The organism is Enterococcus sp. AZ063, from assembly GCF_051715045.1.
In the GTDB taxonomy this organism is placed as follows: domain Bacteria; phylum Bacillota; class Bacilli; order Lactobacillales; family Enterococcaceae; genus Enterococcus_D; species Enterococcus_D casseliflavus.
This window is the reverse complement of the sequence record NZ_JBIOTA010000001.1, coordinates 1,990,001-2,004,408: the sequence shown is the minus strand read 5'-3', so window position 1 is coordinate 2,004,408 and position 14,408 is coordinate 1,990,001. Positions and strand designations below refer to the sequence as shown.

8 protein-coding genes, 1 rRNA gene and 2 pseudogenes (1 of these 11 cut by a window edge) are annotated in these 14,408 nt (G+C 31.4%); 10 read left to right on the top strand and 1 reads right to left on the bottom strand.

Annotated elements, in window-relative coordinates; translation table 11 throughout:
• Window positions 1-481: 481 nt before the first annotated feature.
• Both IGK61_RS09255 and IGK61_RS09250 read left to right on the top strand, forming a co-directional pair.
• Window positions 482-978: pseudogene (locus tag IGK61_RS09255) on the top strand (recombinase family protein); the annotation flags it as partial.
• 238 nt (window positions 979-1,216) lie between these two features.
• Window positions 1,217-2,515, top strand: coding sequence for a hypothetical protein (locus tag IGK61_RS09250; RefSeq protein ID WP_016620803.1), 1,299 nt, complete (start codon window positions 1,217-1,219; stop codon window positions 2,513-2,515).
• Window positions 2,516-2,824: 309 nt separating this feature from the next.
• On the opposite strand, the gene IGK61_RS09245 is transcribed toward IGK61_RS09250, so the two are convergent.
• Window positions 2,825-3,694: a hypothetical protein gene (locus IGK61_RS09245; protein WP_438844801.1), complete on the bottom strand. Its 870-nt coding sequence runs from the start codon at window positions 3,692-3,694 to the stop codon at window positions 2,825-2,827.
• 779 nt (window positions 3,695-4,473) lie between these two features.
• On the opposite strand from IGK61_RS09245, the gene IGK61_RS09240 reads away from it, so the two are divergent.
• The 8 genes and pseudogenes from IGK61_RS09240 to IGK61_RS09205 all read left to right on the top strand — a co-directional run.
• A complete protein-coding gene (locus IGK61_RS09240) occupies window positions 4,474-8,559 on the top strand; it encodes a YobI family P-loop NTPase (protein WP_438844800.1) in 4,086 nt (1,361 codons plus the stop codon).
• Window positions 8,560-8,722: 163 nt separating this feature from the next.
• Window positions 8,723-9,004: a hypothetical protein gene (locus IGK61_RS09235; protein ID WP_438844799.1), complete on the top strand. Its 282-nt coding sequence runs from the start codon at window positions 8,723-8,725 to the stop codon at window positions 9,002-9,004.
• A 348-nt stretch (window positions 9,005-9,352) separates the two neighbouring features.
• Window positions 9,353-9,526: pseudogene (locus tag IGK61_RS09230) on the top strand (iron-sulfur cluster assembly protein); the annotation flags it as partial.
• Between the two features lie 304 nt (window positions 9,527-9,830).
• The gene (locus IGK61_RS09225; RefSeq protein WP_240934879.1) at window positions 9,831-10,781 is read left to right on the top strand and encodes an alpha/beta fold hydrolase; all 951 of its coding nucleotides are present in this window, start codon (window positions 9,831-9,833) and stop codon (window positions 10,779-10,781) included.
• 182 nt (window positions 10,782-10,963) lie between these two features.
• Window positions 10,964-11,902 carry a dihydroorotate oxidase gene (locus IGK61_RS09220; RefSeq protein ID WP_074535281.1) on the top strand — a complete coding sequence of 313 codons (939 nt, stop codon included), beginning with the start codon at window positions 10,964-10,966 and terminating at the stop codon, window positions 11,900-11,902.
• A gap of 65 nt (window positions 11,903-11,967) precedes the next feature.
• A complete protein-coding gene (locus IGK61_RS09215; RefSeq protein ID WP_074535282.1) occupies window positions 11,968-12,489 on the top strand; it encodes a GNAT family N-acetyltransferase in 522 nt (173 codons plus the stop codon).
• A gap of 139 nt (window positions 12,490-12,628) precedes the next feature.
• Window positions 12,629-12,814, top strand: coding sequence for a hypothetical protein (locus tag IGK61_RS09210; RefSeq protein WP_005230211.1), 186 nt, complete (start codon window positions 12,629-12,631; stop codon window positions 12,812-12,814).
• A 540-nt stretch (window positions 12,815-13,354) separates the two neighbouring features.
• Window positions 13,355-14,408, top strand: a 16S ribosomal RNA gene (locus tag IGK61_RS09205); it runs 505 nt beyond the window's last position.

Here is a 14,408-nt window from a genome sequence, read left to right as displayed (position 1 = left end):
TTTACTGGCTTTTTTAAGGGTCATTTTTTAAGTGGTTTTTATCATAAGTTTTGAGATAAATTTTTATGGTGTTTTTAGAAATAATAGGAACTAAAAAATCCATGTATGATAATTTTGATTTTTAAGAAGTAGAAATAGTTTTCAGCATACTGGAAACACTTCTAAAAACTGAGGTTCATTTTCAGTATAATGAAAACAAATAACGACGATTGTTTTACTAGATAAGCCTTAAAAAGGGTGGCTTTAATAAAAGTATCTTGACGAAACCGATGTCATCTAATGAAAATCTCTTTAGACATATCTGTTTAAATTCCTTTACTTCCCCATCAAAAAAGCAAAGGGATTTTTGTGACTACAATAAAAAGACAAGTAGATTACAAGTAAATTTAATCTACTTGTCTTTTTATTAATTTTACTTGGTATTAAAAGACTATCATAATATAATGGAAATGTAGTTTTTTCAATTTAAGGTGTGATACTGATGAATAAGAATGATTCTGGAAAGAAGAAGAAAGTAACTAAGCAACAAAAGGAAATAAACGATGCGTTTGATAATAAGCGTGAAGTAGAAGTTGTTCCTGCAAAAATAACTAATTCTTCTATACAGAAAAAAAGGGTAGCTGCATATTGCAGAGTAAGTACTTATGCCGAAGCTTAATCTGGTAGTTTTGAATTGCAAATTCAATCGTATAAAGAAAAGATATTGTTAAATCCAGCGTGGGAGTTTATCGGTATTTATGCCGATAGAGGAGCATCGGGTACCACTATAAAAATAGAGAACAATTCAATTGTATGTTGAATGATTGCCGAATAAATAAGATTGATTTGATTATGGTGAAAAGTATTAGTCGATTCTCAAGAAATGTATTAGATTCTATTTCAATTACCAGAGGGGTGAAAGCGTTACTTAATCCTGAGAGTTTATTTATTGAGGATTTGAATGTCAATACCTTAGATACTACAAGTGAAACATCGTTATTGATGTGAATTTTGAAGTAAATACTTAATAAGTAGTTTAATGCGAGGTGTTAAATAATTTATAATTTTTGTAAAGATTTTCTTGATGATGTCTATATATCTACTAGTTAAAGAAAATTTATATGCTAATTTAACTGTTATATGAAGCAATATAAACAGGAAATTCATAGTAAACAACATCAACAATAATTATAGATTAATATTCATTTGAAAATTATGAAAGGGATACGGATGTTAGATGGAATATTTAATATATTCAGATGAGTCTAACCACGACCGTTCAATTACCAAAAAGAATGAAGAAACATTTTCTGTATTGAATATAGATAAGAAGAATCAATCTAGAGAATATGTTCGGTCATATTGTGTGATATCATCTGGGATAAACCAAAATCTAAAAAAAAGATTTATTGAAAGTGAGAACACATTACGAAATCCATTGGCTACAAATAAATCGTATGAAATAAAAGCTACTGATTGTTTAAAAATAACTGGTAAAATGGGGGTTACTCAGGTAGAGGATAAATATATCAATCATTTGATGAACTGCCTAGATATGATAAGAGAATTTAGCATGAAACTTATAATTGTGAATTATAATAAGATAGAATATATTATCGAACAATCACTAGTTATAGATATTAAGAGATTAAAAAAAATAGATAGATTATATAATGAAGAGTCTGTGAAATACTCCTATGCAAAATACATACAAAATCATTATACTGATAACCTATTAGAAATTCTTTTTTCTGAAAAAAATAGCCAGACTAATTACAAGATTAAAAGAGAGATTTTAAGGATTAATAAAATGTTGAAAAAGTATCCTCTCAAGAAAAATGAATTTTTGGTAGGTAGAACGATGGGGAAAATGATTGAACAACAATTCATCAGCTTTAATGCCAAAGAAAGTTATTCATGGAACTATAATTTAGAAACAAATTTGATGATTGAATATTTGGATAATCAAAAAAACTCGAAAAAGTATAACATCGTATTTGATAAAGGAACAAAAGCTACTAAGGTTTTTAAGGAAAAAGTCAAAGGTAATAAATCTATTGGGATAGTCAAGGACTCCGATTCTAAGGAAGACGAGATTTTAAGGTTTGTTGACTGGATGGCAACATTTTTTGGAAAACTCTTAAGGTCTTATTCTAATTCAATGAAAATAAATAGAAGAGAAAATGAAGAAATCGCATTAGGTACCGTTGCAGATTTAGAAAGAGACTGGTTTAACTTAAGTAAGTTGCAATACGAGTTGATACAGAAAATGGATAAGTTGTTTAAAAGCAATGCAATTTCATTTTTATCCGGTGTTTTGGCTGACAATTCTTTAGGACTGTTGAATTATTTTGATTATGTTGGTTCTTTTGAATCTTATGAACAATTCAACAGGATTGAACTTTATCGACATGGACAAAGGAATAATTATAATCTTAACAGTGTCTGGCAAGAATACTACAAACAAAGAAACATACTATTTGATAGTAATGACACAACAAAAGGTATAACTTCTGAATTTTATAGAAACCTATAAAATTCAGAATTAAATGATATATTTTTTAGTCGAACTATTTTCTGATTTTTATAGTAACAAAGACTTTACAGAGTGGTTCTTTCTTTTAGATTATAAATGGGAGTCTTTGCTATTATTCATCCATTTTTTATACTCGCATGGATTACCTTTTTACTATATATTATGTATATGGAAAAAGAAAAAGTTTTAAAAGTTATTTCAAATAAATAGTATGTACCAAATAAACGAAACTAAAAGAATTTCGTTTATTTGGTATTTTTGATTTTAAATTTTTTTATAAGAAATCTAAGTATATTGAAGGGGAAGTTTCTAAAGTAAATCATTCAGTTCCTCTAATAATTCATTCCGTATAATAGTAATTTTCGATTCGTAAAAGTCTTTTCTCTTTGGAAATTGATTACTGTAACTATATTCATACAATGTATTCAATATCTTTTTTCGAGACGTTCCGACAGTAATACCTATTTCGCTGAGTTTAGGGTATTTCATGTTGAAATCATTTAATCTAGCAATCTCTTCAATTTTTTCCTGTTCTTTTTTCTCTTTTTCCTCTTGTTTCCTTTCAATAAGCAATTTATTAAAAAGTTCTTTTCTTTTAGCTAACTCATCTTCAGTTATAACAAATTTGGAAACAAAAGGTTCAATAAATTCATCCACTTTAATTAATAACTCTTTAGCATCACTTTGGGCTAAAAATGCACGATTTTTACAAACTCTCATCCATTCTAACGTAGGCTCATTATTTTTCACATACCAATTTTCAGCATCTGGATAAAGATATCCCTTGTACCCAGAAACTCCATAGGTACTTTTAGTTTCTTTAATGATAAGTGCGTGTAATATTAAGTGTTCAAATAAGTCACAGTAAGTCAAACTTTCTTTTTTCTGAGATTCAAAAGGGTACTTATATCTTTTTATGACGGGTAGTTTAGACATATTTGAATATTTGTTTTCGTCTATATGATGACAATATAAGCCGTCAGATGTTTTGCTGTATTTCCCTTTAGTTATTGACTTAATCTCTCCTTTTAAAAACCTTTCATACGAACTTTCTCTGAAATAATCATCAGAAACTTCTCCGTGCTTATTTAAGAGGTGTTGAGTAGCTTCTTTGTAAGATAATGTTAATAGAAACTCGTAATTTAATCTTTTTGTAGAACTAACTTCAGGTGTAATCATTTACAGAGTGCCTCCCGAATTATGAAATTGATATTATCTATTTTATCACTTGAACAGCAGTTCTGTACCAAATGAATTTAATGAAAATAATAAATAGATAGACTTTTTTTCTTTACAACAATGAGCATGCAACAAATTTTATTGAAGAAAGTAAAAAGACTCAACTAAATATCGTCAATGACAGATTTCAAACAAGAATATTTAAAAAGGTTGGTATATCAGTATTTCATAGCATTTGCATTTTACATCTAATACACAAAACATCTCTCAGATATCTTCAAGTGGATAATTCCCCATAAAAATTTCTTTCATGAATCTGAGAGGTTTTTTTTCAAAAATAGACGTAAAAATCGTTGATGCTACAATAATATTGTATTCCTGTCAACAAGTATAAAACCATTGATAATACTGTCTTTTTTTAAGGTCTTTTTTCAAATGATTTTTATCATGAAATTCGAGATAAAATAAATCATCATTTTTGATTACAGAATTTAGATTAATTTCTATGATTCATTTTCACCAATTTTTGTGGTGCTTGGAAAAGAGAAGTAGTTGTTGCTAATATTTTCATGATTGTAGGGTGAAGTTTTTTTGAAACCTATCAATTTAGCAGAGAACTGAATATTTTGAATGATACTTTTTCTTTTATAAGAATATAAAAATTATCTTATTGAACATACTTTTTAAAAAACACTGTAGTAAAATAATAGTATGTTTGTTCTGAAGCGTAACTATAAGCTATAATATTATTAAAATTAGATATGGAAGAAGTGAGAACAGTGGTCTATGGTTTTTTTATGGTTGTTATGATAATTATTATTCTCTTGGTTTTTCATCAAAAGATTTTTCGAATTTTCAAAAGTAAGACCGATACAGTAATCAATAAAATAAATAATTTTTGGAGTAGAATACTTAATCGATTAAACGTGTTGTTACGTATAGGTTCAAATAAAATTGAGAATAGATTGGGTGATAGTAGTTTTATTCAAGATAGTCTGTCACCCAAACTCTTAACGGGTGAAGAATTAAATAAAATAAATCCATATATTAAAAGAATAGATGATGGGGTCAAAAATCCAGACATTACTAATATCGCTTTGATGGGTAGTTATGGTTCAGGAAAGAGTACGATAATAAAGAATTTTGAATGTAAGCATCCTGAATATAAGGTTTTGAATTTATCGTTAGGTTCATATTCTAAACAGGAATTGGAAAAACAGGTCAAGGATAATGGGGAAAATGATGAGATTGATGATTTGAATGAAAAATTAGAAAATAGTTTGGTAAAACAAATGATTTATAGAGAAAAAAATTCTAAATTACCATACTCACGTTTCAAAAAAATAAATCATATTTCGAATAGAAGAAAGGTTGCATTATACTTACTTTTTCTTTCATCACTAATAAGTTTTTTTTATTTAAACGATTATCTAAATTTTAAAGAAATAGTATTGAGTAATGTTGAAGATATCGCCAGTAACACAAAGCTTCTTGATTTGATTTTGTATTGTGTCCTAATAGTTAGTACTAGTATTTTATTTTTTCAATTTTTTCAGACAGTTTTGAAACAATTCAAACTTTCTAAACTAAACTTTGCGAATGTATCACTTGAAGAGGACGAAAATAATTTTTCTTATTTTAATAAGTATATTGATGAGATTTTATATTATTTTGAAACGAATAAATTCGATGTAGTGGTTATTGAAGATGTTGACAGATTTAAAAGCATTAGAGTATTTGAACATTTAAAGGAACTTAATTTACTTTTGAATAATTCAAAACAAATCAGTCGGGAAATTACATTTATATATGCTGTGAAAGAGGATATATTTTCAAATTCAAAAGAAAAAATTGAGGAACATGAATCAGAAATTAGAACGAAGTTTTTTGAGCTGATTATTCCGATAATACCAGTTGTAGATACATTTAATTCTAGGGAATATCTAGTACCTATGATGAAAGAGAAATCAGTGGGAAAATTAGATGAAAACTTTGAGAGCTTTTTAAAAGACATTTCCTTATATATTTCAGATTTGAGATTATTGACAAATATCGTTAATGAGTTTTTTACTTATTTAGATATACATGGAAGTTTATCTGGGAGTATGAATAAAGAAGCCCTATTTTCAATAATAGCATTAAAAAATCTAGTTCCTTCTGCATTTACAGGATTACAAAAGTCACAAGGCTTTATCTATGAAATAATTGTTCAGGGAAAATTTGATGATGAATTAATTGAAGGAGTAAATGAAGAGCTAACAATAATTGAAACTGGATTTCAAGAAATAGAGCAACAATTAAGTATCGATAAGTTATCTGAAATAAAGAAATTTCTATTTGAACAAGGACTTTCTAGGAATGACAAGATTATAATCAACGGAGATTATAGAAATCTAACAGCTTTAGATATGACAATTATTGATTACATTTTAGATAACGATGAAGAGAATATTGATTTCAATTCCCCGTATCGAGGAATAAAAACAATTTCAAAAAGCAGTTTTATTAACATATTAAAAGAAAAAGATTCTGTTTTAAAAGAAAGAAGAGAGAAGAAAAAGGAAGAGTACGATTTAAAGAGAAATGAGTTAAATAGTTTCAACAGAGCATCTTTGGAACAAAAATTAAAAAAGTATTCTGATTTAGTGGAATTAATAGATGCAGAAATGACAAAAGAAAAATACGACAATAAAGATAAGGATTTTATTTTGTATATTTTATCTAATGGTTATTTAGCGGAAGACTACTCATCGTATCTTTCTATTTTTTATGAAAAAAGTATGACTATTGATGATAAGAATCTATTAGTTAAATTGAAATCTAATCAAAGTGTTGAATTTAACGAAAAACTTGATAATCCAGAAGGATTTGTTAGTGAACTTTTACCACAAGATTTTGAAAAGCAGGGAATACTTAACATCAATATTTTAAAGTACCTATTTGCTAATAGCTATAAAGACCAATATAAGATTCGTGATATAGTTTTAGAAAAATTTTTTATTCAAGAAGAAGGTACTTATTTAGAAAATTTGAAAATAATTTTAAATGAAAATAAATTGAATATCGCTAATTTAGTTTTTGAATTATTAAGAAAATATACGAATGATTTTATAGAAAAATGCAATGCTTCAGAAAAGAACCGATTGATTGACTTGATTTTTTATGTCTGTTTAGGGAACATAACCCTATATTATGGTGAAGATAATAGGAAAAAACTATTAATGCAAGTATTAAATAAGCAAAAACCAGTTTATGAAGGTAATGAAGAGTTTGAAGACAATGAAGATGCAACTGACTATGAATTCTTAATAAGTGAGAACATTTTAAATAGACCTAATTTCTTTATAGAAATAGAAGATTATGTAGAGTCTAATACCATTATGGAAGTCTTATCTGAACATAATAAAGAGGCATTTGATTATGCGAAAATCTATTTTGATGATTTAGAATTAAATAACTTGTCTGAAGAACAATACAATAAATTTATTCAATATAATTTGTATAGATATGATAAAGATATGTATTCAAAAATTTTAAACTACAAAAATTCAGATGAATTAAAAGCGGTCTCTTACGCAAATATATTAAATTCTAAGATAGATAATTTAATCAGAAATACGAATACGAACTTATATCATTTTGTAGATGAAGTTCTCTTTTCATTAGACGAATTGTCTGAAACAGAGGAAAGTTTTTTAAGTATATTAAATTCTCAAAAACTTAATAAACTAGCTATAAGGACAGACCTAATAGATAAATCAAATGTTACAGTAGAAAAAATTAGACAAGTAACGGATTCTTCGCTTTGGTCAACATTATTAGCGAAGAGAAAATGTAGTATCACATGGGAAAATATAGAAGATTATTATGAAGAAGTAGAAATTGATTTGTCTGTAATGAACTCAATATTCACTAATCAGAATGAAGTGAATTCACTTAAAGAACAATATGATAAATCTGATTCAAAAGATAAGTTAAAAGTATTGCTTAAAAAGATGGTTGATAATCAAGCGATAGTTATTACAGAGAATAATGTTGAGCTACTAGGGATTACAACATATGATGCAGGAAAGCTTTCAAGTCAAAGCACTCACATCTTAGCTAAAAATAATTTAATTGATTTTAATATGGAAAACGTTAGTAAATTTAAGGAAGATGGTATAATTGTCGAGGTAGTACTTAATCACCCAAATGAGTTGCTTGAAAATTATTCTGAGATTGATTTATCAGAAGAAGAAGTGTTTTCTCTCATAAAGAATTGGAAACTTGAATCAATTAAAGAGTTGCTAAGTACTATTGTTAATGAAGAATCAGATGACTTTTTCCAAAATACTAGATTAGTGGATATTATGTTCGAAAGAGGAGTTTCTTCTAATGATACATTGTTTGTAAAATTGTTTGAGAATATAGATGTTGAATACTTAAAAGAATATTTTATCTTTAACTTACAAGAGATGACATTAAATAAATCAACAATTGAACAAACCTTAAGTTCGTTTTTAGTAAATAATATTACTGATTTTACAGTAGAAGATTATAATTGTATTTTTGAAAGTTTATCAAACACACAATTATTCGTTGATTTACTTAATAATCTTTTCAAAAATAAAAAGTTGAATGAGATTTCTATAAAAAATGTAACATATTGGCTCGGAACACAAAACAAACCAATCTCTGAATTGACTATTGATGAAAATGGAAAAAATAAATCAGTTGAAATAGAAAATACGCCTCAAAATGTAGAGCTAGTGAATAATCTAGATAACATTGGTATAGTATCTACTTTTTACGTAAAAGAAGGTTCCGTTATAAAGGTGAACATGCGAAGAAAAGTGCCTGAAGAGCTAAAAACAGAATTGTTATGACATAATTCAGCATAAATACTGGGAGAAAGAATCTGAATAATAATAAAAATAAAGAAGTAGAGAAGATTATATATTCTGGTATGAATGAAAATTTGTCTAAAAGAGTAAAAATTGTAGAGGAATTAAAAGAAGTATTTCCGAAAACAGACTGGAGTAAGTAGATATGGACATCAATAAATCTCTATTAAATTTTGTTGCAAGTGGAGTAATTATTTGTAAACAGCTTGACGACTTTTACGATGCTTATCATGAAGATAAAGAATTTGCAGATGCAGTTGATTTACTGAGTAGTATTGCAATAGATATGAGACAATTAAAAGAAGAACTATACGCTTCTGAAGATGCCAATATATTAGGTGCAAAGGAATATATGCAAAAATACTATCCTTCAGCAATTTTATTGATAGAATTAATCCCTAAAGACAAAAGAAAGTTCATCCATTAAAATAAAATTTATCAATTTTAAATCTGTCTCTTTGTTATAAAAAAATGAAAAATTAGCGATGGTTTTGAGCTGTATTTAAGGACATATTTCTGAAAGTATTTGAGATTATGAATTGTTTGTTTTTTTGAAGAAATTTAATTGGACTACAGACGAGATGCGTAAAAAAATCCTCATTGAGTATGTAGTCCAAGCCATTTTAAGGGACATTTCAACCATTTTTTGAGGTATAATGAATCTATAAAAGTTAATAAAAAGAACAGAATTTTGGTTTCTAAGATGCACTGGAATCGATGAGATACTATCGCTTTAACGCAGGAAAAAGCGATAGAAATGCTGATATAACAGCACTTGACCTTAACAACAATGGGCTGTCCCTTAGCCGACGTATTGACTGAATCGATACACGAAGCATTAAGCGATATTCCAGAAGTCAAAAATCCAGAAGTAAAACTAGTCTGGTATCCCGCTTGGACGACCGATAAAATGAGTCGTTACGCACGGATTGCTTTGGGGATTCGTTAATAAGCATGATAATGATAGAAATAATAAAGAACCATTGAAGATGCTCAAGAAATTGAGTGTCTTTTTTTATTCAGAAAAAGGTGAATAAACGAAAATGAAAAAGAGAATAGTTGGATATCGGAAAATTTAGTAGTTATTTTATGGTATTTAAACTTTATAAAAAGTAATGATATTATAGTTAGAATTATGATAAAGTAGGAACTAAGGCAGTTATAATAAGTTCTTATAGAACTTTAATTCAAGGCGTGGAAAAATCAAAACGAAAATAGCGTACTCATAAATGAAAAAGAGAAATGGGGTTCTAATGATTGAAAAAATATATTTAGAAATAAACGGAGTGAAGCAAGGCTTAATTGTAGAAAGAAATATGAACAAAAATGCTCCAGTTTTATTATTCGTTCATGGAACTGCACCAATTTTACCCTTTATATGGAAGCGGCAAGTAAAATTCAATCAAGATTTCCATACTTGCTATTGGGACCAGAGATGGGTAGGGATGTCTTGTAGTTTGCCTGATGAAGCGGCTTTTAATATTGAAATACTTACAACAGATGTCCTCAAAGTGACAGAACAATTGAGGTATATGTTTAATCAAGACAAAATTTATGTCTTGGGCCATTCTTGGGGATCTTACATAGCGAGTCTCGCTGTTCAAGAAAAACCAGAATATTATTATGCATATATTGGTGTGGGACAAATAAATTGTATGAGGAATTCAGAAAAAGAAAAATATCAGGCAATTTTAAAAGAGGCTTGTAGAAGAAATGACAAAATAGCGTTACGCCGATTTGAAAAACTTGATCTGCCAGACAACTTTTTCGATACATATAAAATCAATAAAGAAAGTATGCTTTATGGAAGTGCCAGTATGAAATATACAGAAAAGTATGGATTTGGAGTGACACGTGAAGGCTATCAAAATAGTAAGCTGTTAAAAGCGGTCTTTCTATTTCCGTATTATACTGTTAATGAAAAAATCTGCTTCTTTAAAGGAATGTTTCAAGCTTCTGAAAAACTCATCAGTCAAATCCTAGATACACCACTTCAAGAGGTAGTTAGAAATATTGAAATCCCGATTCATATCATTCATGGAGAATTGGATAGTTCAACATCGTATAAAGAGGCAAAACGATTCTTTCACAGTGTCGATGCAAATGAAAAAAATTTCTATACATTTTCTCATTCCGCTCATATGCCATTTATTGATGAACCAGACAAATTTATGGAAGTACTCTCAAAAGTAAAGTGTTTTTAATTTTTTAACGGACAGTTTGATACTGTACCCGACTCGTGTAACTAATAGAATTGCAAATAGGCATTCAATCTGAGCATCCCGAAAAATGAACAATTATATTGAAAGAGGAGCTTTGTAAAAGGACCGTTGCATTTTCAGAAATGAAACGGTAAACTAGTTGAAAAGATTGGAGGAATGAATCAATGTTAGCTACGAATTTTGGGAAATTTACATACGAAAATCCGTTTATGAACGCCTCAGGAGTCCATTGTATGACGATCGAGGAATTAGATGAATTAGCGGTATCAGCAGCTGGATCATTTATCACAAAGAGTGCAACGCTAGAAGCACGTGCCGGAAATCCAGAACCACGTTATACCGATTTACCCTTAGGAAGCATCAATTCGATGGGATTACCAAATCTAGGGGTGGACTACTACTTAGATTATGCCATCAAAAAACAGCAGGAAATGACTCAGCAAGCGCCTTTCTTTTTCTCTGTCGCTGGTATGAGTGTGGCTGAAAACATTGAGTTATTGAAGAAGATCCAAGAAAGTGATTTTGAAGGAATCACTGAGTTGAATCTTTCTTGTCCAAACGTGCCAGGAAAACCACAAGTTGCCTATGATTTTCCTTTGACCGATCAAATTCTTGAAACAGTCTTTGGTTTTTTCACAAAACCTTTAGGTGTCAAATTGCCGCCATACTTTGATTTGGCTCACTTTGATGAGATGGCTAAGATATTAAACAAGTATCCGTTAACCTACATCAATTCAATCAATAGTATTGGGAATGCTTTATTCATCGATCCTGCTACTGACTCGGTAGTCATCAAACCAAAAGGTGGTTTTGGTGGTCTCGGAGGCGAATATGTGAAACCAACGGCATTAGCCAATGTGCGGGCTTTCTATACACGTCTCAAGCCAGAAATCAAAATTATTGGTACAGGTGGGATTCGTAATGGTCAAGATGCGTATGAGCATTTGTTGTGTGGTGCCTCTATGTTGCAGATCGGCACAGAGTTGCAAAAAGAAGGGCCGGCGATCTTTGAACGATTGACGAAAGAATTAGAAACGATCATGAAAGAAAAAGGATATCAATCAATCAGTGAATTTCAAGGCAAACTAAAAACGATTGATTAAAACGACTTTCTATCATCCTCTGTTTCTTTTTATAGAAGAAAGTGATAGAAGAAAGGTGGGGTTAAATGGAGAAATTTCGTAAAACAACTGAGGACGATTTAACGGAGTTAATGGCGCTGATTGAGGAAGGAATTGCTTTTTTAAAAGCTCAAGGATCACCACAATGGCAAAATGGCTATGGCCCAAAAGAAACTCAAATCAAAGAAGATATTGCAAAAGGCGAAAGCTATGTGTTAGTGAAAGATGGGAAAATCGCAACGTCTGCGGCACTGGTTTCTGGTGATGATCCTGTCTACAACGCAATTACCGGCGCAGGGTGGGATGGAAACGGTCCGTATCTATCCATTCATCGCGTCGTTGTCAGTTCTCATTTTAAAGGGCAAAAGTTAAGTGCCAAATTGCTGCAAGCTCTTGAAGTGGTTGCATTAGAGCAAGGAATCGTTGATTTGCGTATCGATACGTATAAAGCCAATATTGGGATGCAAAAGAATATCCAAGCAGCTGGCTATCAATATAAAGGAGAGGTAACATTTCCTTTTCCGAATGGAGAGCGATTGGCGTTTCAAAAACGTTTGATCACAAACTAAACATTCTTTTTCCATTCTTGTCACTTGGCTGAAAGAATGGAAAAGGTGTGTCAAAGTGAATTTTTGGTATGAAAATGTGGATAATGGTTGTCAGAATCCTTTCGGCTTGCTAAGATAAGCACGTAAAGGACGGTGCCAAATGAAGAAAAGAATCAAAAAGAAAAAAGCTTATAAAAAATACATCCATGATATTTTTGCAGGTTATGAAGAAATGCTTGAAAATCCAGCGATCGATGAGAAGAAGTTCTCTTATTTGAAAGAAGAAACAACCTTAAAACGAGACGATCAAAATCAAATCCGTTTCCGTACGATCGATATTGATTAAACTACCTTTTGGGTAGTTTTTTTCTTTGTTTTTGTTAATTGGAAAAATTTCAGAAAAAAAGCTTGCTCTTTCATTCATAGAGTGATAAAGTATTCAACGTTGGCAATTGAGCCAGCGGGTCAAAACAACAGTTGAAAAATCTTCAAAAAAGACTTGACCAAAAATGAAACAGATGATATTATAACGAAGTCGCAATAATAAAACAGTTAATCAATGTTGATACATCAACAAAATTAATTGAAAAAAGTTGTTGACAAATAACAAATCATTTGTTATTCTAATTAAGTCGCTGAGACAGCCGCTACGAAGTTGAAAAACAACGAGCGAAAAAAACTTTTAAAAAAGAGTTGACAATCAAATGTCGCTCTGATATGATATAAAAGTTGCTAACACAGCACGGTAGACCTTTGAAAACTGAACAAAGCAAGCAAACGAACCAATGTGTAGGACGTTTCAATTTATTGAAACAAATACATGCAAGCAATAGCTAGCAAAGTTAATTTTTATGAGCTTAATGACCGTATGGTCATTCAAACAAATCATTATGAGAGTTTGATCCTGGCTCAGGACGAACGCTGGCGGCGTGCCTAATACATGCAAGTCGAACGCTTTTTCTTTCACCGGAGCTTGCTCCACCGAAAGAAAAAGAGTGGCGAACGGGTGAGTAACACGTGGGTAACCTGCCCATCAGAAGGGGATAACACTTGGAAACAGGTGCTAATACCGTATAACACTATTTTCCGCATGGAAGAAAGTTGAAAGGCGCTTTTGCGTCACTGATGGATGGACCCGCGGTGCATTAGCTAGTTGGTGAGGTAACGGCTCACCAAGGCAACGATGCATAGCCGACCTGAGAGGGTGATCGGCCACACTGGGACTGAGACACGGCCCAGACTCCTACGGGAGGCAGCAGTAGGGAATCTTCGGCAATGGACGAAAGTCTGACCGAGCAACGCCGCGTGAGTGAAGAAGGTTTTCGGATCGTAAAACTCTGTTGTTAGAGAAGAACAAGGATGAGAGTGAAATGTTCATCCCTTGACGGTATCTAACCAGAAAGCCACGGCTAACTACGTGCCAGCAGCCGCGGTAATACGTAGGTGGCAAGCGTTGTCCGGATTTATTGGGCGTAAAGCGAGCGCAGGCGGTTTCTTAAGTCTGATGTGAAAGCCCCCGGCTCAACCGGGGAGGGTCATTGGAAACTGGGAGACTTGAGTGCAGAAGAGGAGAGTGGAATTCCATGTGTAGCGGTGAAATGCGTAGATATATGGAGGAACACCAGTGGCGAAGGCGGCTCTCTGGTCTGTAACTGACGCTGAGGCTCGAAAGCGTGGGGAGCGAACAGGATTAGATACCCTGGTAGTCCACGCCGTAAACGATGAGTGCTAAGTGTTGGAGGGTTTCCGCCCTTCAGTGCTGCAGCAAACGCATTAAGCACTCCGCCTGGGGAGTACGACCGCAAGGTTGAAACTCAAAGGAATTGACGGGGGCCCGCACAAGCGGTGGAGCATGTGGTTTAATTCGAAGCAACGCGAAGAACCTTACCAGGTCTTGACATCCTTTGACCACTCTAGAGATAGAGCTTCCCCTTCGGGGG